The organism is Nocardioides pymetrozini, assembly GCF_046058985.1.
In the GTDB taxonomy this organism is placed as follows: Bacteria; Actinomycetota; Actinomycetes; order Propionibacteriales; family Nocardioidaceae; genus Nocardioides.
On the sequence record NZ_CP175556.1, the window covers coordinates 723,470 to 745,625 of the forward strand.

At 71.6% G+C, this 22,156-nt stretch carries 18 protein-coding genes and 1 pseudogene; 15 read left to right on the forward strand and 4 right to left on the reverse strand.

The annotated features are described in order from the left end of the window. Positions 1-53 precede the first annotated feature (53 nt). Both ACJ5H2_RS03525 and ACJ5H2_RS03530 read right to left on the reverse strand, forming a co-directional pair. Positions 54-1,148: a 2-oxoacid:ferredoxin oxidoreductase subunit beta gene (locus ACJ5H2_RS03525; RefSeq protein ID WP_408898181.1), complete on the reverse strand. Its 1,095-nt coding sequence runs from the start codon at positions 1,146-1,148 to the stop codon at positions 54-56. Then, positions 1,145-2,982 (reverse strand): annotated as a pseudogene (locus tag ACJ5H2_RS03530) (2-oxoacid:acceptor oxidoreductase subunit alpha). Before ACJ5H2_RS03530 ends, ACJ5H2_RS03525 begins: the two are co-directional and overlap by 4 nt. A gap of 136 nt (positions 2,983-3,118) precedes the next feature. On the opposite strand from ACJ5H2_RS03530, the gene ACJ5H2_RS03535 reads away from it, so the two are divergent. The 4 genes from ACJ5H2_RS03535 (at position 3,119) to ACJ5H2_RS03550 (ending at position 6,541) form a co-directional block, all read left to right on the forward strand. Next, a complete protein-coding gene (locus tag ACJ5H2_RS03535; RefSeq protein WP_408898182.1) occupies positions 3,119-3,892 on the forward strand; it encodes an SDR family oxidoreductase in 774 nt (257 codons plus the stop codon). 97 nt (positions 3,893-3,989) lie between these two features. Then, entirely contained in the window at positions 3,990-4,226 is a 237-nt protein-coding gene (locus ACJ5H2_RS03540) for a zinc-binding dehydrogenase (RefSeq protein ID WP_408898183.1), read from the forward strand. Positions 4,227-4,269: 43 nt separating this feature from the next. Then, positions 4,270-5,280: an LLM class flavin-dependent oxidoreductase gene (locus ACJ5H2_RS03545; RefSeq protein ID WP_408898184.1), complete on the forward strand. Its 1,011-nt coding sequence runs from the start codon at positions 4,270-4,272 to the stop codon at positions 5,278-5,280. Between the two features lie 244 nt (positions 5,281-5,524). Continuing rightward, positions 5,525-6,541 carry a type IV toxin-antitoxin system AbiEi family antitoxin domain-containing protein gene (locus ACJ5H2_RS03550; protein WP_408898185.1) on the forward strand — a complete coding sequence of 339 codons (1,017 nt, stop codon included), beginning with the start codon at positions 5,525-5,527 and terminating at the stop codon, positions 6,539-6,541. Positions 6,542-6,662: 121 nt separating this feature from the next. Here the strand turns inward: ACJ5H2_RS03550 and ACJ5H2_RS03555 are convergent, their stop codons facing one another. Together ACJ5H2_RS03555 and ACJ5H2_RS03560 are read right to left on the reverse strand one after the other, a co-directional pair. Next, entirely contained in the window at positions 6,663-7,118 is a 456-nt protein-coding gene (locus tag ACJ5H2_RS03555; protein ID WP_408898186.1) for a nuclear transport factor 2 family protein, read from the reverse strand. After that, the gene (locus ACJ5H2_RS03560) at positions 7,115-8,350 is read right to left on the reverse strand and encodes an NAD(P)/FAD-dependent oxidoreductase (RefSeq protein WP_408898187.1); all 1,236 of its coding nucleotides are present in this window, start codon (positions 8,348-8,350) and stop codon (positions 7,115-7,117) included. Before ACJ5H2_RS03560 ends, ACJ5H2_RS03555 begins: the two co-directional genes overlap by 4 nt. 111 nt (positions 8,351-8,461) lie before the next feature. Between ACJ5H2_RS03560 and ACJ5H2_RS03565 the strand changes: the two genes are divergently transcribed. From ACJ5H2_RS03565 to ACJ5H2_RS03615, 11 genes are all read left to right on the forward strand, one after another. Continuing rightward, entirely contained in the window at positions 8,462-9,913 is a 1,452-nt protein-coding gene (locus ACJ5H2_RS03565; RefSeq protein WP_408898188.1) for an aldehyde dehydrogenase, read from the forward strand. Beyond that, entirely contained in the window at positions 9,910-10,779 is an 870-nt protein-coding gene (locus ACJ5H2_RS03570) for an SDR family oxidoreductase (RefSeq protein WP_408898189.1), read from the forward strand. Before ACJ5H2_RS03565 ends, ACJ5H2_RS03570 begins: the two co-directional genes overlap by 4 nt. Positions 10,780-10,782: 3 nt before the next feature. Continuing rightward, positions 10,783-12,990, forward strand: coding sequence for an acetate--CoA ligase family protein (locus tag ACJ5H2_RS03575; protein WP_408898190.1), 2,208 nt, complete (start codon positions 10,783-10,785; stop codon positions 12,988-12,990). Further along, positions 12,980-13,768 (forward strand): SDR family NAD(P)-dependent oxidoreductase, encoded by a 789-nt coding sequence (locus tag ACJ5H2_RS03580; protein WP_408898191.1) that lies wholly within the window; start codon positions 12,980-12,982, stop codon positions 13,766-13,768. The genes ACJ5H2_RS03575 and ACJ5H2_RS03580 overlap by 11 nt, the downstream gene beginning before the upstream one ends. Further along, the gene (locus ACJ5H2_RS03585; RefSeq protein ID WP_408898192.1) at positions 13,765-14,115 is read left to right on the forward strand and encodes a YidH family protein; all 351 of its coding nucleotides are present in this window, start codon (positions 13,765-13,767) and stop codon (positions 14,113-14,115) included. Before ACJ5H2_RS03580 ends, ACJ5H2_RS03585 begins: the two co-directional genes overlap by 4 nt. Before the next feature lie 25 nt (positions 14,116-14,140). Further along, a complete protein-coding gene (locus ACJ5H2_RS03590) occupies positions 14,141-16,477 on the forward strand; it encodes an arylsulfatase (protein ID WP_408898193.1) in 2,337 nt (778 codons plus the stop codon). Between the two features lie 8 nt (positions 16,478-16,485). Continuing rightward, positions 16,486-17,304: a formylglycine-generating enzyme family protein gene (locus tag ACJ5H2_RS03595; RefSeq protein ID WP_408898194.1), complete on the forward strand. Its 819-nt coding sequence runs from the start codon at positions 16,486-16,488 to the stop codon at positions 17,302-17,304. A gap of 124 nt (positions 17,305-17,428) precedes the next feature. Further along, positions 17,429-18,709 (forward strand): TRAP transporter substrate-binding protein DctP, encoded by a 1,281-nt coding sequence (gene dctP, locus ACJ5H2_RS03600; RefSeq protein ID WP_408898195.1) that lies wholly within the window; start codon positions 17,429-17,431, stop codon positions 18,707-18,709. Between the two features lie 66 nt (positions 18,710-18,775). Then, positions 18,776-19,402 carry a TRAP transporter small permease gene (locus ACJ5H2_RS03605; protein WP_408898196.1) on the forward strand — a complete coding sequence of 209 codons (627 nt, stop codon included), beginning with the start codon at positions 18,776-18,778 and terminating at the stop codon, positions 19,400-19,402. Continuing rightward, a complete protein-coding gene (locus ACJ5H2_RS03610) occupies positions 19,399-20,910 on the forward strand; it encodes a TRAP transporter large permease (RefSeq protein WP_408898197.1) in 1,512 nt (503 codons plus the stop codon). Before ACJ5H2_RS03605 ends, ACJ5H2_RS03610 begins: the two co-directional genes overlap by 4 nt. A gap of 45 nt (positions 20,911-20,955) precedes the next feature. Continuing rightward, complete coding sequence (locus ACJ5H2_RS03615; RefSeq protein ID WP_408898198.1) at positions 20,956-22,155, forward strand: cytochrome P450; 1,200 nt, start codon at positions 20,956-20,958, stop codon at positions 22,153-22,155. The last annotated feature ends 1 nt before the right edge of the window (position 22,156 follow it).

Sequence of the window (22,156 nt, forward strand, 5' to 3'; positions counted from 1 at the left end):
ATATTCATCTTATTGATGATCAGAAACATTACCCGAGCCCGCTCTCAGCGGCGTCAGGCCACGGTCCAGGTGTCGCCGCCGTCGAGGAGCCGCTGCAGGTCCCCTCGTCCCTGGGTCGCCACGGCGGCGGCGACCTGGGCGCGGGCCTGGTCGTCGTAGGTGGGGCGGTCGACCTGGCGGAAGATGCCGATGGGGCTGCGGTTGAGGTAGCCGGCGTCGGTGAGTCGGGAGATGGCGAAGGCGGTGGAGGGGTCCGGGTTGTGGGCGTCGTGGACGATGATGTCCTCGGGCGCGACGGACGCGGTGTCGGCGATCTCGACGCCGCCGCCGGCTCCGCGCACCAGGGCCTTGTCGCCGAGGCCGGTGGCTTCGTCGCGTACGCCGAAGGTGATGGGCTCGCCGTGGGTGAGGGGGATGAGGGCGTGGGTGTTGTCGCGGTCCTTGATGGCGTCGAAGGCGCCGTCGTTGAAGATGGGGCAGTTCTGGTAGATCTCGACCAGGGAGGTGCCGCGGTGGGCGGCGGCTGCGGCGAGGACTGCGGTGAGGTGCTTGCGGTCGGAGTCGATGGTGCGGGCGACGAAGGTGGCTTCGGCGCCGAGGGCGAGGGAGACGGGGTTGAAGGGGTGGTCGAGGGAGCCGACGGGGGTGGACTTGGTGATCTTGCCGACTTCGCTGGTGGGGGAGTACTGGCCCTTGGTGAGTCCGTAGATGCGGTTGTTGAAGAGCAGGATCGTCATGTTGACGTTGCGGCGCAGGGCGTGGATGAGGTGGTTGCCGCCGATGGACAGGGCGTCGCCGTCGCCGGTGACGACCCAGACGGAGAGGTCTTGGCGGGCGGTGGCGATGCCGGTGGCGATGGAGGGTGCGCGTCCGTGGATGGAGTGCATGCCGTAGGTGTCGAGGTAGTAGGGGAAGCGGCTGGAGCAGCCGATGCCGGAGACGAAGACGATGTTCTCGCGGCGTAGTCCGAGGTCGGGGAGGAAGGACTGGACGGCCTTGAGGACGGCGTAGTCGCCGCAGCCGGGGCACCAGCGGACCTCCTGGTCGCTGGAGAACTCCTTCGCGGTCTGCGTCACGCCCTCCGCGACGGCGGGGACCAGCTCGGTGCCGGAGCGCAGGGACGGGGTTCCGAGGTCGACGGCGGTCATGCGGAGGTCTCCAGGGTCGCGGTGACGTGGGTGAGCAGATCCTGCGACAGCGCCTCGGCTCCGAAGGGCAGACCGCGCACCGTGGTGATCGAGCGGACGTCGACGAGGTACTCGGCGCGCAGCATTTTCGAGAGCTGCCCGAGTTCATCTCCGGGCACACGACGCGGTCGTAGCGGCGCAGGATCTCGCCGAGGTCGTGGGGGAACGGGTTGAGGTGCCGCAGGTGGGCCTGCGCGACGTTGTAGCCGGCGCGCCGGACCCGGCGGCACGCGGCGCCGATCGGGCCGTAGGTCGAGCCCCAGCCGATCACGAGGACCTCGGCCCGGCCCGACGGGTCGTCGACCTCCAATGGCGGCAGGGAGTCGGCCACCCGCCTCACCTTCTCGTCGCGGATGCGCACCATCGCGTCGTGGTTCGCGGGGTCGTAGGAGATGTTCCCGTGACCGGCCGCGAGGGTGCCGGCCTTCTCCAGCCCGCCGATGCGGTGCTCGAGGCCGGCCGTGCCGGGCACGGCCCAGGGCCGGGCCAGGGTCTCCTCGTCGCGCAGATAGGGCCAGAACTCGTCGGGCTCACCGTCCGCGCCGGCCTTGCCGGAGGCGTGGTTGGGGGCGGTTGCGAACGCCGGGTCGATGGCCGGCAGGTCCGCGACGTCGGGGATCGCCCACGGCTCGGAGCCGTTGGCGAGGTAGCCGTCGGACAGCAACATCACCGGGGTCCGGTAGGTGACGGCGATCCGGGCGGCCTCCACGGCCGCGGCGAAGCAGTCCGTCGGCGACTGGGCGGCCACGACCGGCATCGGCGCCTCGCCGTTGCGGCCGTACATCGCCTGCAGCAGGTCCGACTGCTCGGTCTTGGTCGGCAGCCCCGTCGACGGTCCGCCGCGCTGGACGTCGATGACCACCAGCGGCAGCTCGGTCATCACCGCGAGGCCCATCGCTTCGGACTTCAGTGCGATGCCCGGCCCCGAGGTGGCCGTGACGCCGAGGGCGCCGCCGAACGAGGCGCCCACGGCGGCACCGATCGCGGCGATCTCGTCCTCCAGCTGCAGGGTCGACACGTCGAAGGACTTGTGCTTGCTGAGCTCGTGCAGGATGTCGCTCGCCGGGGTGATCGGGTAGGCGCCCATCAGCACGGGCAGGCCGCTGAGCTGTCCGGCCGCCACCAGCCCGTAGGCGAGCGCGGTGTTGCCCGTGATGTTGCGGTAGCGCCCCGCCGGCACCGGAGCCGGCTTCACGACGTAGGACACCGCGAAGGTCTCGGTGGTCTCGCCGAAGTTCCAGCCCGCGCGCAGCGCCGCGACGTTGGCGTCACGGATCGTCGGCTTCCCGGCGAACTTCGCACCGAGGTACTGCTCCGTGCCCGCGACGTCACGGCCGTAGAGCCAGGAGACCAGGCCCAGCGCGAACATGTTCTTGGAGCGCGCGGCGTCCTTGCGGGACAGCCCGAAGTCCTTGACCGCCTCGACCGTCATGCCGGTGAGGTCGAGTGCATGCACCGCGAAGTCCGTCAGCGAGCCGTCCTCGAGCGGGTCGGCGGCGTACCCGACCTTGTCGAGTGCGCGCTTGGTGAAGTCGTGGGTGTCGACGATGATCGTCGCGCCCTTGGGCAGGTCGCCCAGGTTGGCCTTCAGCGCGGCGGGGTTCATCGCCACGAGGACGTCGGGCCGGTCGCCCGGCGTGAGGATGTCGTAGTTCGCGAAGTGCAGCTGGAAGCTGCTGACGCCCGGGATGGTGCCCTGGGGGGCGCGGATCTCGGCGGGGAAGTTGGGGAGCGTCGAGAGGTCGTTGCCGAAGACCGCGGCCTCCTGGGTGAAGCGGTCTCCGGTCAGCTGCATCCCGTCGCCGGAGTCGCCGGCGAAGCGGATGACCACGCGGTCGAGCTCGGTCACGGTGGAGGACACAGTGCTCCTATCTCTGATAATGATTCCAATGTAATGTGGCGCTCTCGGGGCTGTCAATCGAGGAGGAGCCATGGAGAGCAGTCCGGCGGTCGCCCTGGTCACCGGCGGTGCGCGTGGCATCGGTGCCGCCATCGCGGAGGGCGTGGTCGCCGCCGGTGGCCGCGTCGTCGTCGCCGACGTCGACGAGCAGGCCGGGCGTGCCCTGGTCGAGCGGCTGCGTGGCAGCGCACGCTTCGTCACCTGTGACGTGACCGACGAGGACCGGGTCGCGGCCGCCGTCGACGCCGCGGCGGAGCTGGGTCCGCTCGACGCCGTGTTCGCCAACGCCGGGGTCGTCGGCGTGACCGGGCGCATCGAGACGACCGCGCTCACGGACTTCCGGCGCACGACCGACCTGCTGCTGACCAGCGTCTTCCTGACCGTGAAGCACGCGGTGCGCGTGATGCGGCCGCGCGGGACGGGAGGGATCGTGTGCACCGCGAGCGTGGCCAGCGTGCGCGGCGGCCTCGGCCCGCACGCCTACACCGCTGCCAAGCACGCGGTGAAGGGGCTCGTCGAGTCCGTGGCCGTCGAGCTCGCGCCGTCGGGCCTGCGCATCAACGCGGTCGCGCCCGGCGGCACGGTCAGCTCGCTGTCCGCAGGGCTGATGGGGGACGTCGACGACCTCGCCACGCCGTACCGTCGCCTGGCCGCGGCCTCCTCCAGTGGCCAGCCGACCACCTCGGCGGACATCGCCGACGCCGCACTGTTCCTGGCGCGTGCGCCGCGGATCAACGGAGCCTGTCTGGTCGTCGACGGTGGCGACGACGTGCTGGCCCAGAAGGGACGCGCGTACTACGGCTGAGCCGATGGGCCCGCGCGCGGGCGGACCTGGCGCGGTGGCCATGATCATGAATATGGTATTCATAGATAAGAAGCAAAGGCCTGAGGACGGAGCGGGAATGACGATGCGGACGGAGCCCACCGGCCCGGCACCGTCGCTGCGCGCGCGGCGCGCCGCCGTACGCCCCGACCGCGAGGGCCTGGAGACCCTCGCCCGCTGGTGCGAGGACGGTGCGCTCCGCGTCCACGTCGCGTCGCGGTTCGCCCTCGAGGATGTCGCCGAGGCGCATCGCGCACTCGTCCGCGGTGGGATCCGCGGCAAGATCGGCATCACCGTCGATGCCGGAATCCCCTGACCCGAGCACCTTCCGTCATTCGACGATCTCACTGGAGGACACCATGTCGCTGAAGTTCGGCCTCGCCATCATGAACGACTTCCCGCCGGACGTCGTCCCGGCGTCCCGCGTCTCGATGCTGCGCGAGCAGGTGCGTGCGGCCTCGCAGGCCGGGATCTCCTCGGTCTGGGTGCTCCAGCACTATCTCGGCAGCATGCCGACCCTCCAGCCGGTTCCGCTCCTCGCCGCGCTCGCCCAGGACGCCGGCGAGATGACCCTCGGCACCAACATGTTCATCCTCCCGCTGCGCCACCCTGTCGAGGTCGCCGAGGAGTTCGCCACCCTCGACCACCTCACCGGAGGCCGCGCCGTCGCCGGGTTCGGCATGGGCTACCGAGAGAACGAGTTCGCGTCGTTCGGGATCCCCATGGACGACCGGGTCGGCCGGTACGACGAGGGGGTGCGCCTGATCCGGCAGCTCTGGACGGGGGAGCAGACGACCTTCGACGGCCAGCACTTCCGTCTGGAGGACCAACGGATCAGCCTGACGCCGGTGCAGCCCGGCGGCCCGCCGATCTGGATCGGTGCGGGCCCCCACAAGAAGGGTGCGGAGCGCGCCGCGCGGCTCGGCGACGCCTGGATCGTCCCGCCCCACGTGACGCCCGACCGGCTCGCCGTGGTGCTCGGTCACTACCGCGCGGAGCGCGAGCGGCTCGGCAAGAGCACCTCCGAGCTCGTCGTACGTCGTGAGCTGGTGCTCGACGACGACCGTGACCGGGCCCGTGCGATCGGCGTGGCCGCTCGGGGCGCGCTCACCCAGAAGTACGCCGCGTACAACGCGCCGCAGCGGGGTGACGCCTACAAGCACCTGCAGACCGACAAGGCGGCCGAGGAGGTCGCCGACGCGTCGTACCTGTTCACCGACCCGGCCTCCGCCGTGGCTGCGCTCAAGGACCTGGAGGCCCAGGGGCTGACCCACATCGTGCTGCGCGTGCAGTGGTATGACCTGGGCCAGGAGCAGGTGCTGGCGACGCTGGAGAAGTTCCGGGACGAGGTGCTTCCGGCGTTCCGCTGAGGGGCGGGTGAGCTGTAACTACCTGTTCCTGCTGCTACCTGACCCGTAGACGGGTCAGGTAGAGGCACGAACAGGTAGTTACAGCACGGTGCGCCCGGCAGGCCTGCTCAACCGTCACTCTGTTCCCACGACGAGCCTCCACCTCCCCACAGGCGGGCCGGCGAGGGCGTTGTCCACAACCCAGCCGGAAGGTGCTGGGAGTGGTGGCCTGCGGCGCTCCATGCTCCGGTGTGTGGATCCTCGCGTGGACGCTGTCATCGCCGCTCAGTACGGCCTCATCAGCCGCGCCGAGGCGCTCGACCTCGGAGTCGGCCCGAGCGCGATCCGCGCCCTGCTGCGCGACGAGAAGTGGGTGTCGGTGCGCCGCGGTGTCTACACCACGCGATCGATTTGGGACGGCCTCAACGAGTACGTCGGCCGCCCGCTCCTCATGGCTCGCGCGGCGACGAAGAACATCCGACGTGGGTGGGTCCTGAGCCACGACTCGGCGTGCCACCTCCTCGGCCTGCCCGTACTCGCGTTGACCGAACCGCTCGTCCACCTGACCCGCCCGGGGTGGACCAACGCCTGGACCAGAGACGGAGTCGGACGTCACCTCGCTCGCTTCGAACCCGGCCAGGTGGTCGAGAAGGACGGTCTCTGTGCGCTGAACCAAGCGCGTACTGGCGTCGACATGGCGCGGACGCACGGCGTGAGCAGCGGGTTGGTCGCCTGCGATGCCGCGCTGCGCGCCGGGGCGACACGTGCCGATCTGGAGGCTGCGGCCGCGGTCATGGACAACTGGCCCGGGCGCACGCACGTCGCGACATGTATCGACCTGGCCGACCCCGGCGCCGAGACTGCGCTCGAGAGCATCACCCGTGCGCTCGTCATCGAAGCGGTCGAACGCCGACCGGCGACCCAGTTTCCGGTCCGGACCGATCGCGGCATCGTCTGGTGCGACATGGTCGTCGGCAACCACGTCACGGAGGCCGATGGGAGAGTGAAGCTGCGCCATCGCGACCACGGCGGCGTGGCCAGCGACGTCGAGGATGCGGCGTGGGAGGCCAAGCTCCGTGAGCGAGCGATCAGGGACCGAGGTCTCGTGGTCTCGCAGGTGGTCTGGGCGGATCACTGGAACGAGCGGCGAAGCGCGACCGTCGCGCGCCTTCGACGGGCACAGGCCGAGGCCGATCGCGTCTATGGGCGCGACACGAGTCCCGACCTGCTGCGGGAAGCCGACGAGATCCGGCGCGTGCACGGCGATCGCAAGACGGCCTGAGTGGGCGGGCGAGCCGGCAGGCTTGGGCGCGGGCGTGGCTGTAACTGCCTGTTCTTGCTGCTACCTGACCCGTAGACCGGTACGCCAGCAGCATGAACAGGTAGTTACAGCTCGCGCGAGCTCAGCGACCCGCCGGCCACCCCTTGGCGAGATCGGTCGCAACGTGAGGGGTGATCGTCTTGTGCCGGAACCGGGCGATCCCGTCGGTCACGTCGACGATGTCGAGGTAGGTGCCCCAGCCCAGCCCGCTGGCGGCGGACTCGCGGGCGGTGAAGACGAAGTACGACGCCACCTCGACGACGCCGGGCTCGAGCGGGCGGGTGCGGACGTTCATGATGAAGTGCCGCTTCTCCGAGGCGCCGGCCAGGCGGTCGCGGTAGAACCCGGTGACCGCCTCCCGTCCGGCGAAGTCGCCGGCCGGGACGCTCAGGACGCCGTCCTCGGTGAACAGGGCCGCGACCGCCTCCGGGGTCGGGTCGTCCAGCGTCTCGGCGTACGCGTGCAGCAGGTTGCGGGCGAGCTCGGCCTCCTCGAGCCGGGCGACCCGCTCGAGAAGGACCGGGAGGTCGATGGTCATGCCGACACCTTCCTACGCTCCCAGGGAGCGAGCGTCCGCAGCTCGTCCAGTGGTACGGCGCCGGCGACCGCCGCCCGACAGCGCATGAGCGGGCCGGGCATGCCGGCGCCCGCGACCGCGCGGACCCGGCCGTCGTCGACGTAGGCCACGAGGAAGGTTGCCTCGGCGAAGGAGCCGGCGAGCAGCACGGCGTCGTCATCGGCCCGCGGGAGGCCCAGGACCTGCACCTTGGTGTCGTACTGGTCGGTCCACAGGTAGGGGACCTCGGCGTGTGCACGGCGCGGCGCGCCGCGCAGGTCGGCCATCAGGTTGCGGGCCACGGTGGCGGCGAGGTCGCCGGCCGACGTCCAGTGCTCGAGCCGGAGCCGCCCGCCGCGGGGGCCGGGCAGGGAGGCCACGTCCCCGACCGCCCACACCCCGGCGGCCGACGCGGCCCCGTCGGCGTCGACGACCACGCCGTCGGCGACCGCGAGACCCGAGTCGCGCAGCCAGGCGACGTCGGGGGTGCCTCCGACCGCGGCGACGACGAGGTCCGTCTCCCACCGGGTGCCGTCGTCGAGGGTCGCGGCGCGCACGCGGCCTGCGGCGTCCTGCTCCAGTCCGGCCACGGTCGCGCCCAGGTGGGTCCGCACCCCGTGCTCGCGGTGCAGGGCGGCGACGAACGCGCCGACCTCCTCGCCGACGACGCGGTGCAGCGGCTGGGGGAGGGGGTCGACCAGATCGACCTCGAGCCCGCGGGTGCGCAGGGCGCCGGCGATCTCGCTGCCGAGCACGCCGGCGCCGACCACGGTGGCGTGCGCCGCATCCTCGGCCGCGTCGCGAAGGGCGAGGCAGTCGTCGTAGGTCCGCAGGGTGTGGACGCCGGGGACGCCGGCCCACCCGGGGACGTCGCGCGCGACCAGCCCGGTCGCGATGACGACGTGCTCACCCTGCACGACCGCGCCGTCGGAGAGAGCGACCGTCCTGCGGTCCGCGTCGAGGGCGGTCGCCCGCACGCCGACGCGCAGGTCGAGGTCGAGCTCGGCGTACCGGTCCGCGGCGCGCAGGAGAGGAGGTGCGACGGGACCGGGGTCGACCAGCAGCGCCTTCGAGAGGGGCGGTCGGTCGTAGGGCAGGTGCTCCTCGGCGCCCACGAGGGTCACGGCACCGTCGTACCCCTCGCGGCGCAGCCGCTCGGCCGTCCGGAGGCCGGCGAGGCCGGCGCCGACGATCACGACACGTGCTGGTTCCATGGACGGGACTCCTCGTTCTGTGGCTGGCGTCACGCCGCACGATACGGTATGTTTCATTATCAGCAATAGACACTCGCGAGGCGATCTTTCGCCAGAGGGAGGCCCGACTCCATGTCGTTGAGCGACCGGCCCGAGCTGTTCATCGGCGGCGCCTGGCGGCCGCCCCGCAGTGGGGAGGTGGCGGAGGTCCGCAACCCGGCCACGCGAGAGCTCGTCGGAACGGCCGCGCTCGCCGGCCCGGCGGACGTGGACGCAGCGGTGGCGGCCGCCCGTGCGTCCTTCGACTCCGGCGTCTGGTCCCGCACCTCGCCCGAGGAGCGGGCCGAGGTGCTGCTCCGCGCGGCCGACCACCTGGAGAGGCGAGCGGCCGAGCTGGCCGTCAGCATCACCTCCGAGCTCGGCTGCCCCCTGTGGTTCAGCGAGCTGGCGCACGTGCCGAACCCGATCCGGCACACGCGCTACTACGCCGAGCACGCCCGCTCCTTCGCCTATGACGAGGTACGCACGGACGGACGCAACACCAGCCTGGTCACCCAGGAGCCCGTGGGCGTCGTCGCCGCGATCACGCCGTGGAACGGACCGCTCAGCACGCCCTCCCTCAAGATCGCGCCCGCGCTCGCCGCCGGCTGCTCGGTGGTGCTCAAGCCGCCGCCGGAGACCCCGCTGACGGCGTACGCCTTCGCGGACGCGCTCCTCGAGGCCGGGCTCCCCGAGGGCGTCCTGAGCATCATCCCGGGCGACCGGGAGGCGGGGGAGCACCTCGTCGAGCACGCGGACGTCGACAAGATCGCCTTCACCGGCAGCAGCCTCGCCGGCAAGAAGATCATGGCCGCCGCCGCCCAGCGGGTCGCTCGGGTCACCCTCGAGCTCGGTGGCAAGTCCGCCGCCATCGTGCTCGACGACGCCGACCCGTCCGTCGTGGTGCCTGCGCTGCTGCCCATGGCCATGATGGTCAACGGGCAGGCCTGCATCGCCCAGACCCGGGTGCTCGTACCCCGCTCCCGCGAGTCGGCGTTCGTCGACGCCCTCGCCGCGGCCATGGCCGCTCAGCAGGTCGGCGACCCGATGGCCGCCGACACCAAGATCGGACCCATGGTCAGCGAGCGCCAGCGCGACCGTGTCGCCGGCTACATCGCCCTCGGCCGCGAGGAGGGCGCCCGCGTCGTCACCGGTGGGGAGAACCTCACCCTGCCGCCGGAGCTGGCGGGCGGCTGGTTCGTCCCGCCGACCCTGCTCGCCGGCGTCGACAACGGGATGCGAGTGGCCCAGGAGGAGATCTTCGGTCCCGTCGTCGCCGTCATCGCGTACGACGACGAGGACGACGCCGTGCGCATCGCCAACGACTCGGTCTACGGCCTGTCCGGCTCGGTGTGGAGTGCCGACGACGACCGCGCGGTCGCCGTCGCGCGCCGGGTCCGCACCGGCATGGTGAGCATCAACGGCCGCCCGCAGGCCTACGGCTCGCCGTTCGGCGGCTTCAAGCAGTCCGGGATCGGCCGGGAGATGGGCCCCGAGGGCTTCGCCGCGTTCCTCGAGACCAAGTCGATCGCGACCGGCTCGTGACCGGAGCGCACGGGCGCCTCGCCGGCAAGGTCGCGGTCGTGACCGGCGGGGCGAGTGGCATCGGCGCGGGGACCGTGCGTGCCTTCCACGCCGAAGGGGCCAGCGTCGTCGTCGCCGACCTGCAGGTCGCCGCCGGGGAGGCGATCGCGGCCGAGCTCGGCGAGCGCGTCGTGTTCCGGCGCACCGACGTCACCGACGAGACGTCGGTCAGCGCCGCGGTCGACGCCGCGGTCGACACCTTCGGGCGTCTCGACGTCATGTTCAACAACGCCGGCATCATCGGTGCCGTCGGGCCGATCGACCGCACCCGCATGGAGGACGCCGACCTCACCATCGCCGTGAACCTGCGGGGTGTCCTGCTCGGGATGAAGCACGCGGCGCGGGTGATGAAGCCACAGCGGTCGGGCGTCATCATCTCCACCTCCAGCCCCGCGGGCGTCATGGGCGGGGTCGGGGCCCACGTCTACAGCGCCGTCAAGGCCGGCATCATCGGCCTCTCGCACTCCGTCGCCGCCGAGCTGCGCGCCTTCGGCGTCCGCGCGAACGTCGTCATCCCTGGTGCCGTGGTCTCGCAGATGACCGCGGACCTGGTCGCGGGCGACGCCTCCGACCTGGCCGGGGCGGAGGCGGCGCTGGACCGCTCCCGCTACATGGGCCGCCCCCTGCAGCCCGCCGACGTGGCGGCCGGCGTCGTCTACCTCGCCAGCGACGAGGCCGCGCTCGTGACCGGCATCGTGCTGCCGATCGACGCCGGCATGACCGGCGCAGGCGGACCGTCGCCGATGGCCGACGAGAAGTACGCCGGCCAGGCCGGCCGCCGCGAGGCTGGCCGCAGGGTCGGCCGGACCAGCCCCGAGGAAGGGTGATCCGTGGTCACCCGTGAGTCCGTGGACGCCCTGCTGAGCCCCCGCACCTTCGCGCTCGTCGGCGCGAGCGACAAGTCGACCTTCTCCACCCTGGTGCACGGCAACCTCGTCGCCGCGGGTCACCAGGACCGCGCCTTCCTGGTGAACCCGCGCCGCGCGGAGGTGCACGGACGTCCGACCCACCCGACCTGCGTCGCCGCCGCCGAGGCCGCCGGCGGATCGATCGACCTGGTGCACGTCATGGTCCCGGCCACCGCCGCGGCCGACGCGCTGCGCGACGCCGCCGCGGCGGGCGCCCGCGCCGCGGTCGTGCTGAGCTCCGGCTGGTCCGAGGCGGGCCCGGAGGGCCGGGCCCGTCAGGACGAGCTCGTGGCCCTCGCCGAGGCGCTCGGCATCGCGATGCTCGGGCCCAACGTGCTCGGACTCGTCAACGTGGCTGCCGGCATCCCCGCGATGGCCCTGTCCGACCCGCCGACCGAGGCCGGGTCGGTCGCCCTCGTCTCCCAGAGCGGCGCGAGCTGCGGGGCGATGAAGGAGTTCGCGGCGATGGCGGGCGTCGGCCTGTCCCACGTCCTCACCGTCGGCAACGAGGCCATGGTGACCGTCGGCCACCTCGTCGACGCCCTCGTCGACGACGACGGCGTACGCGCGGTCGCCGTGTTCATGGAGAGCATCAAGCAGCCCGAGATCTTCGCCGCCGCCGCGCGCCGCGCCGCCGCCGCGGGCAAGGCGGTGGTCGTGCTCAAGGCCGGGCGCAGCGAGCTCGCCGCGCGCGCCGCGGCCTCGCACACCGGCGCGCTCGTCGGCGACGACCGGGTGGTGGACGCGATGCTCGCCGACCTCGCCGTGATCCGGGTCGACACCATCGAGGAGATGCTGGTGACCGCCGGGATCGCCGCCCACACCGGTCCGCTGACGCGCCCGGGCGTCGGCGTCGTGTCGATCTCGGGCGGCGCCTGCGACATCGTCGCCGACCTCGCCGAGGCGGTCGGCGCCGAGCTGCCCGAGCTGTCGTTGGCCACGACGGCGGCCTTGCGTGCGCGGATGCCGGACTTCGGCCACGCGCACAACCCCCTCGACATCACGGGCGCGGCGATCATCGACCCCACCCTGTGGACCGACTCGGTCTCGGCGGTCGGCACCGACCGCTCGGTCGGCGTGGTGCTGGCCGTCAACAGCCTGCCGTGGCGTGAGGACGGCAAGCCGTTCTACGGCCAGCGGTTCGTCGATGCGATCGGGGCGGGCGCCGCCGTCTCCGACGTCCCGGTCCTCTACGTCACCCAGACCAGCCAGCCGGTGGGTCCCCAGGCGCGTGAGGTGCTCCGCTCCGGCTCCATCGAGCACGTCGTGCCGGGACTCCGGCTGGCCGTCGACGGAGTCGCCCGCGTCGCGCAGTGGTCGGCCCGCAGGCAGCTCCCGCGACCGCGCGCCGGTGCGCTCGACCTCCCTGAGATCGGCCGCCTGAGCACGGAGCGACCGCTCTCCGAGGCCGAGGCCCGGACCCTGCTGGAGGCCGCGGGCGTGCCGACGGTGCCGTCGCGGCACGTGCGCTCGGCCGACGAGGCCGCGAAGGCCGCGGCCGACTCCGGGGCGCCACTGGCGATGAAGATCGTCTCCGCCGACATCGGGCACAAGAGCGACATCGGCGGTGTCCGCCTGGGCGTCGATCCCGCCGCCGCGGCGGCGACGTACGACGACCTCGTGGCGACCTGCGCCGCCGCCCGGCCGGACGCGCGGCTGGACGGCGTGCTGCTGTCGCCGATGCGGGCGCCTGCCACCGAGCTCCTGGTGGGAGTGACGCGGGACCAGGACTGGGGCCTGCTCCTGGCCGTCGGGCTCGGTGGCGTGCTGGTCGAGGTGCTCGACGACGTCGCGCTCGCTCCGCTGCCGGTCGACGAGGCAACCGTGCTGCGCATGCTCGCCGGCCTGCGCGGATCGGCTCTCCTCGACGGCGTCCGGGGGCGGCCAGCGGCCGACCGCGACGCGGTCGCCGCCGCCGTGGCCGGGATCGGCCGGCTCGCCGAGGCGATGGCCGCGGCGCACGGTGCCGCCTTCGACGGGCTGGAGGTCAACCCGCTGCGAGTCGACGGCGGGCTCGTCGAGGCGCTGGACGCGCTCGTGACCTGGTCCGGCACGCCAGCAACCCCTCAGACGACCACGACCCAGACCACCGAGACCACCGAACGAGGAGGACGCACGGATGGTGCGTGACAAGAGGGTGCTGATCACCGGAGCCGCCCAGGGCATGGGCCGGGAGATCGCCATCGAGCTGGCGCGGCAGGGCGCCGCCTTCGTGACCGTCGCCGACCGCAACCTGGCAGGCGCCGAGGAGACCGTCGCCGAGGTACGCCGGGTGGGCGGCGACGGTCTCGCGCTGGAGGTGGACCTGACCGTGTCCGCGGAGGTCGTCGGCATGGTCGAGCAGGCGGTCGCGGCGGGCGGCGGGCTGGACACCCTGATCAACAACGCCGGAGTCATCGACAGCGTGCTCACCCCGGACGCGACGGTCGACACCCTCCCCGAGGAGGTCTGGGACCAGGTGATGGCCGTGAACGTCAAGGCCGTCTACCTCGCCACCAAGGCCGCCGCACCGCACCTGCGGGCCTCGGGCCGCGGGCCGTCGGTGATCAATGCCGCGTCGGTCGCGGGGATGACCGGCTACGTCTCGCCGGCGTACACCGCCAGCAAGGGCGCCGTCATCCAGCTCACCCGCTCCTCCGCGATCTCGCTGGCGCCGGAGGTCCGGGTCAACGCGTTCGCGCCGGGCTCGATCGAGACGCCGATGTCCCAGTCGGTGATCGCGGCCGCCGAGGACCCCGAGGCACAGCTGCTGCGGATGACCGGCGCCCACCTGATCCCTCGGTTCGGGCGGGTGGGGGAGGTCGCCAAGGTGGTGTGCTTCCTGGCGTCCGACGACGCCTCCTTCCTGACCGGCGTGATCCTGCCCGTGGACGGTGGCACCACCGCCTGGCGCGGCCTGCGCTCATGAGCCCGGACGTGCCCACCGCTCTCGTGGACTACCGCTTCACCCTGGCCAACGAGCGCACCTTCCTCGCCTGGATCCGCACCGCGCTCGGGCTCTCGGCCGCTGCCGTCGCGGTCGTCCACCTGCTGCCCGCGGACGCCGCGCCGCTCGGGCTGCGGGCGGCGATCGGTCTCGTCCTGGCCTGCGTGGCCGTATACGTCGCCGTGGTCGGCGTCGTCCGGTGGCGACAGGTCGACCGGGCGATGGAGGCCGGCCGAGCGCTGCCCTCGACCAAGGCGACCGTCGTCCTCGCCTGCGCCGTCGCCGGCTGCGGCGTGCTCACCGTCGCCGTCGTCGCGACGGCCCTCTGACCGACCCCGCCACCTGGAGGCCCTCATGCCCGGCGCACGTCCCTTCGAGCCCTATCGCGACTTCGCCGGCGAGGCGCGCACCACGATGGCCGAGTCGACGCCGTGGTGGCCCCCGTCGCCGGCGCGGAGGCCGGGTCGGCCCAATGTCGTCGTGGTGCTGGCCGACGACCTCGGCTTCTCCGACATCGGCTGCTTCGGCTCGGAGATCCCGACCCCGCACCTCGACGCGACGGCCGAGCAGGGTGTCCGCTACGCCAACTTCCGGGTCACCCCGCTGTGCTCGCCCACCCGGGCGGCGCTGATGACGGGGCTCAACGCCCACGCCGCCGGCATCGCCTTTCCCACCCACATCGACCCGGGCTTCCCCGGCTACCGCTCGGAACTGCCGCTCGACCAACCCGTGCTGCCCGAGGTCCTCCGCGCGAACGGCTACGCCACCCTCATGGTCGGCAAGTGGCACCTGTGCAAGGACGAGGACTTCTCCGAGGCCGGCAGCCGGCACAACTGGCCTCTCCAGCGCGGCTTCGACCAGTACTACGGGTTCCTCGAGGCGCTCACCGACTTCCACCACCCGCACCGCCTCATCGAGGGCAACTCGGTGGTCCACGTCGACGAGTACCCCGACGACTACTACCTCACCGACGATCTCACCGACCGAGCGGTGCGGATGATCCAGGAGGTCCGCACCGCGGACCCCGACAAGCCGTTCTTCCTCTACTTCTCCCACGGAGCGGTCCACGCGCCGATGCACGCCCGGGCAGAGGACATCGCCCGCCACCGCGGCCGGTACGACGAGGGCTGGGACGTCGTGCGCGAGCGCCGCCTGGCCCGGCAGGTCGAGCTCGGCATCATGCCGGAGGGGACCACCCTGCCCGGACGGAACAGCGAGGAGGGCCTCGACGTGACCCCCTGGGACGCGCTCTCGGACACCGAGCGCCGTGTCCATGCCCGCCAGATGGAGGTCTACGCCGCGATGGTCGAGGCCATCGACCGCAGCGTGGGCCGACTGCGCGCGGTCCTCGCGGAGCTGGGGGAGCTGGACAACACCGTGATCGTGTTCAGCAGCGACAACGGCGCCGCCCGGCTCTCGGACCAGGGTCGTCCCGGCCCGAGCTGGGCGACGAGCGCCGACACCGGCACGGCGTCGTACTTCGGCTACATGCAGAGTCCCGAGGTATGCGAGATCGACGAGCGGCTGCCGGAGATCCTGGACGCGCTCGGCGGCCCGACCACCTGGCCGCACTACCCCCGCGGGTGGGCGATGGCGTCGAACACGCCCTTCCGGCTCTACAAGTTCAGCACCCTGCGCGGCGGCCAGCAGTCGCCGTTCATCTTCTCCTGGCCCGCACGCTTCCCCGACGGCGGAGGCATCGTGCGCCGGCAGTACACCCACATCACCGACGTGCTGCCGACGCTCGTGGACCTGCTGGACCTCGACATCCCGCTCTCGCCAGCGGCGAGCCCGGGCGCCGATCCCGCCGGGGTCAGCTTCGCCCCGACCCTGGCGGAGCCGGAGGCCCCGAGCGGTCATCACGAGCAGTACACCGAGTGCGTCGGCAACCGCGCCTTCTACCGTGACGGATGGGAGGCCGCCACGGTGCGACGCCCGCTCACTCCGTTCGACACCGAGACCTGGCAGCTGTTCCACGACACCGACCCCACGCAGTCCGACGACCTGGCGCACCGGCATCCCGAGAAGGTCGCCGAGCTGGTCGCGGGCTTCGACGAGGCGGCCCGAGCGAACCAGGTGTACCCGCTGGACGAGGGGTCCGGCGTGAAGTTCCTCCAGCGCCCGCCGGGCCGCGCTCCACGTCCGGTGCGGATCCTGGCCGGCACGCCGACCCTGGAACGTCACCAGTCGGGCGCCCTGGTGCAGGGTGCGACCTGGCGCGTCGAGCTCGACTGGACCTATCGCGCCGGTGACGAGGGGGTGCTGCTCGCCCACGGCAGCCAGGCCGCCGGCTATCTCGTCTTCGTCGAGGACGGCGCCCTGCACTACGAGCACAACGACTTCGGCACGCCGCGCCGGTTCGGCCCGCTTCCGCTCGCCGACGGAGTGAGCGGCATGGAGCTCGCCGTCACCACCCGCGAGGGCCGGTGGGACGCCGCGCTGCGCCTCGGTGACGGCACCACGCTCGCCCTTCCGGGTCTGCGCCGGTTCGCCGGCTTCTTGCCCTTCGAGGGGATCGACGTGGGGATCTGTCGCCGCTCGCCGGTCTCGTGGGAGCTCTACGGGAGGCGGCGGTCGTTCGCCTACAGCGGCGAGATCCGCTCGGCCACCTATCACCCGGACCCGGACGCCGCCGCGACGCTCGCCGCGCGGCTCGCCGAGGCGCGCCGACTCGCCCTCGAGACCCAGTGAGCGTGCCGGTGACCACCGTCACGCTGCCGGGCGGGCGCTTCACGATGGGCTCCACCGCCTTCTACGCCGAGGAGGGCCCCTGTCGCGAGGTCGAGGTCGCCCCCTTCGCGATCAGCAGCACGCCGGTGACGAACGCCGCCTTCGCCGCGTTCGTCGAGGACACCGGTCATGTGACCCGCGCCGAGCGTCTCGGCGCCGCGGTGTTCGTCGTACCGGAGGGGCCGGTGGACCTCGCCGACCCCACGTGGTGGCGCCTCGAACCCGGGGCCTCCTGGCGGTCGCCCGAGGGCCCCGGCAGCGACGTGGCCGCTCGCCCGGACCATCCCGTCGTGCAGGTCGACCTCCGCGACGCCACCGCCTACGCCGCGTGGGCGGGCGGTCGGCTGCCGAGCGAGGAGGAGTGGGAGTACGCCGCGCGCGGCGGCTCGGCGCAGGAGTACCCCTGGGGATCGCAGTCGCGCCCGGACGGCCCCGCCGGACCGGTGCCCGCCGTGGTCTGGGACGGGGACTTCCCCGTCGTGGGGCCGTCCGGCTGGGGCACCCGGCCGGTCGGCTGCCACCCGGCCAACGGCTTCGGCCTGTACGACGTCGTGGGTCAGGTCTGGGAGTGGACGACAACGCCGTACCGGGACCGGGCGGCCGGTTGCTGCGCGGCAGCCGGCCGTGACCCCTTGGCGCCCGCCGACCCGCACCGGGTGCTCAAGGGCGGCTCGTTCCTCTGTGCCGACAACTACTGCCGGCGCTACCGCCCCGCGGCGAGGATCCCCATGTCGAGCGGTTCGGCGAGCGCGAACGTCGGCTTCCGCTGCGCATTTGACCCAAATTGATGCGCATGGTCTCTTGACCTCCCGGCAATCTAGGCTAATGATATTCATGGCGCGTGACGGAGGTCACGACCATGACCGTGGTCACCGAGTGATCATCAGAATCGCAGGATGGAGATTCAGGCCGATGGCTGGATTGCGTAAGTCTCAGCGGGTCAGCGTGCTGGCCACCCTGGCTGTGGTGGGGGCGACCGCCTTCGCTGGTTGCGCCGAATCGAGCGGCTCGGGCTCGTCGGGCGGAGAGGGCATCGATGCCGGTGCCAGCATGGAGGAGTACCAAGAGGCGTTCGAGGACGTCTCGGAGATCACGCTGCTGACGCAGACGCCCGCCCCGAAGGGCTCCGTCACCGGTCTGCCGATGGAGCGCTACTTCGAGGCGGTCGAGGAGTGGTCGGGCGGCAAGATCACGTTCGACGTCTCGTACTCGAACGCGGTCGCCGAGCCCGGCGAGGCCGACGACGCCCTGACCGACGGGCGACTCGACGTCGCCTCGGTCCTCCCGATCTACGACCCCAGCGAGTATCCCGCGAACGCGGCGCTCATCGAGGCCGGATTCATCTCCGACCAGAGCGCGATCGACGGCATCTTGACCTCCAACGCCTGGCCGAACCAGGTCGCCTTCGAGACCGACGAGATCCTCGAGGAGTTCGACGACCACGGCATGGTGCCGATGGTGCCGATCTACAACTCCGGGGCCAACGCGCTGTTCTGCTCCCAGGCGCGCACCAGCCTCGCCGACACCAAGGGCACCTCCGTCGGCTCCGGCGGCGTCGCCCAGTCGGCCCAGGTGGAGGCCCTCGGCGGCTCGCCCTCGTCGATCCCCTACACCGAGCTCTACGAGAGCCTCCAGCGCGGTGTCGTGGACTGCACGGTGTCGAGCCCCACCGTCGCCGTCCTCGGCGGCTTCCTCGAGGCAGCGCCGTTCGTGAGCATCGACCCCGAGGCGGGCTTCGCCCTCGCGCCCGGCGCCCTCGCGTTCAGCAAGACCACCTGGGACACCCTCCCGCTGGTGGCGCAGCAGCTGCTCTGGGACCGGCTCGACATCTTCGTCGCGAGCAACATCGAGGACAAGATCTTCGTCAACAACGCCCAGATGGCCCAGGACGTCGCGAAGTTCGACGGCAGCATCCAGCCGTTCGACGACGACGCCAGGACGGCCCTGCAGGAGAAGAACGAGGAGCTGCTCGCCAAGATCGCGCAGAGCGAGGCGGTCGGCGACGGCGAGGCGTTCGTCCGGTCCATGCAGGACGCCAACGACGAGTGGGACGAGAAGGTCGCCGGCTACGGCTTCGAGGACGTGGGCTACGCGGACTTCGGAACGTGGTTCGCTGAGAACAAGGACTCGGTGGACCTGTCCGAGTACACCGAGGCGGTCATGGAGATCCTCTCGGCCCACCGGCCCTCCTGACCCACGACCGGTGGCCCGGGGCCGGGCCCGGGCCACCGGACGAGTCCTGACGACGGAGAGAGACAGATGAGCAACCCAACCCAGCGCAGGGGATGGTTCCGCCCAGCCGTGCTGATCGAGGTCCCGGCCGTGGTGGTGACCTTCACGATGATGGTCCACGTCACCGCGAACGCGCTGATGCGGACGTTCGCGAACGATCCGCTGCCCAACACCCTCGAGATCACGCAGTACTGGTATCTGCCGATCATCGCCTTCCTGGGCTTCATCGCCGCCCAGGCGCGTGGCCAGCACATCGCCGCCGACCTGATCTACGAGCGGTTCCCCGAGGCGACCAAGCGCTATGTGCTCGCCGTGCTCTCCGTCGTCGCTGCCGTGGTGTGCCTCGGCTTCGCCTGGTTCGGCTGGGACGAGGCGGTGCACGCCAGGGAGATCGGCAAGACGGCCGGGGTCAGCGACCTGGTGGCCTGGCCGCCGTACTTCCTCGTCCCGCTGTGCTTCGGCGTCATGTTCGTCCAGTTCCTGTACGCCGCCGCGCGCGCGATCGTGAAGGGCGACGACCAGCACGTGGTCACCGACCCGGACGACGTCCTGCTGCTCGACGAGCTGGACGAGATGGAGTCGCGCGCCGAGGACAGGAAGCGCCCAGCCTCGGGCCACCACGAGCGCCACATCGAGAGGGAGGCCGCCCGATGAGCGCGGACACCGCCGTCGATCCCGCAGCCGCGCCCCCCGCGGGGGCCACCGGTCCCCAGGTCGTGAAGCGCCCGGACTCCGCTCGCTCCTGGGTCTTCTTCGCTGTCACCGTCGCCCTGATCATCGGGTCGACCACCGCGATGCTCCTGCCCCTGGTCCCCGAGGCCATCGGGATCGCCGCCATCGTGCTGATGCTCTGCCTGATCTTCATCCGGCTTCCCGTCGCGCTGGCGATGATCGTCCCCGCTCTGATCGGCATGTACGCCCTGCGCGGCGAGCTGCTGGTCGAGAGCGCGCTCAGGACGCTGCCGTACAGCCAGGTCGCCGAGTGGACCCTGAGCGTCGTCCCCATGTTCATCCTGATGGGCCTCTTGCTGTGGAAGGCCGGGCTCACCGAGAGCCTCTACGCCGCCGGACGCAAGTGGCTCGGCTGGATGCCCGGCGGCCTGGCGGTCGGCACGAACGTCGCCGGCGCCGGTCTCGCGTCAGTGAGCGGGTCGTCGGTCGGGACGGCCTACGCGCTCGCGCGCATCGGGATCCCCGAGATGCTCAAGGCGGGCTACGACAAGAGGCTGGCCATCGGCGCAGTGATCGTCGCCGGCCTGCCCGGCCAGCTGATCCCACCGAGCATCATGCTCGTCATCTACGCCGGCATCGCCGAGGTGCCGATCGGACCGCAGCTGCTGGCCGGCATCGGTCCCGGCGTGCTGGTGGCGGTCCTGTTCACCGTGATGATCGTCGTCTTCGCCAAGAGGTGGGCGCCGACGGTCGCCGAGGAGGCCGCGAGCCACCCGCCCGTCACCTGGGCCGATCGCTTCGGCAGCCTGGCCAAGATCTGGCCGGTCCCGATCCTGATCGTGGTCATCGTCTGGGGCATGTTCTCCGGCACCTTCACCGCGACCGAGGCAGGCGCCTGCGCTGCCGTCGTGTCCCTGCTGATCACCTTCATCTGGAAGCGGGGCGACGGGCCCTTCCGGGCGATCGCCGACGCCTCGGTCGCGACGATCAGCAGCGTGGGCGGGATCTTCTTCATGCTGATCGGCGTGGAGATGCTCTCCCGGATGTTCACGCTGACCGGGATCAGCACCGGGTTCGCCGAGCTGGTGGAGTCGATGGACCTGAACCGGGTCTCGTTCCTGCTGCTGATGATGGTCGTCTACATCGTGCTGGGCACCTTCATGGAGCCCCTGCCGATGATGGTGCTGACCATCCCGATCCTGATGCCCACCCTGATCTCGCTCGACATCTCCCTGCTCTGGTACGGCGCGTTCGCGGTGCTGATGGGCGAGCTCGCGGTCGTCACGCCGCCGGTCGGGATCCTCGCCTTCATCATCCACCAGATCACGAAGGAGCCCGAGGTCAACCAGGGCCAGAACATCCGGCTCAACGACGTCTTCAACGCCTGCTGGTGGTTCATGCCGATGGCGATCCTGGTGACCGTCGTGCTGATCTTCTTCCCGGAGATCAGTACCTGGCTGCCCGACCTGGCCTCCGACGGCGCCAAGTAGCCCGGACGAATTCCCGCAACCCTCGAAAGGAAGGCAGCTCCTGCCATGACGGAGACCCGCCGCGGCTGCCCGGTGAGCCACACCGACTACACCGGTCACGCCCCGATCCTCAGTCACTACGGCCTGCTCGACGCTGACCGCGAGGAGGCCAGGTTCCTCTTCAACGACACCACCGACCGCGGCTTCTTCATGCTGCAGCGCTACGACGACGTGCAGGAGGGGTTCCAGCAGCACGAGACCTGGACCACCGCCGTGCGCAGTGCGCTCCGGCCGGGCCTGGGGGAGCCGCTGCTGCCGCAGGACCTGAACGGCCAGCCCCACGTCAAGCTGCGCCGGATCCTCAACCAGTTCTTCGCCCCCGCCGCCGTCCGGCGCATGGAGCCGATGGCCAAGCAGCGGTGCATCGAGCTGATCGAGGAGATGAAGGGCGCGGGCAGCTGCGACTTCGTCAAGGAGTTCGCGATCCGCTACCCGACCGACATGTTCCTCGCGCTGCTGGGGCTCCCGGTCAGCGACGGGGAGCAGTTCCTCGAGTGGTCCGACGACTACTTCGGTGCGCTGCTCGCGGGCGACCCCAGCCGGGCCGAGGCCGCGAAGACCAGCATCATGAAGTACTTCGACGAGGCGGTGAACGAGCGGCGCGCCAACCCGCGCGACCCCAAGGAGGACATGGTCTCCCGGCTCGTCCAGGCGCGCATCGACGACGAGGCGCTCACTCACGACGAGATCCTCACCATCTGTCTCACGCTGATGCTCGCGGGCCTCGACACCACCCGCAGCGCGCTGGGCTACATCTACGCCCACCTCGCCCAGCACGACGCCGACCGCCAGGCCCTCATCGACGACCCGGCGCTGATCCCCAAGGCCGTCGAGGAGTTCCTCCGCCTCTACCCGCTGGTCTTCCAGGCCGGCCGCGAGGTGCAGGAGCCGCAGGACTTCAACGGCCTCGCGCTCGAGAAGGGCGACGTGGTCTGGCTCGGTATCGCGCAGGCCAACCGGGACCCCCGGAAGTTCGAGGACCCCGACCGGTTCGACGTCGCGCGCCACAACGCCAACCAGCACCTGGCCTTCGGAGGCGGTCCGCACCGCTGCCTCGGCATGCACCTGGCCCGCCTGGAGCTCAAGGTCGTGCTGGAGGAGTGGCACCAGCGCATCCCGGAGTACCGGATCAAGGAGGGCACCGAGCTGACCGAGCGCGGCGTCCAGCTGAGCATGTCCTCGCTCCCGCTCGAGTGGGACGTCTGAG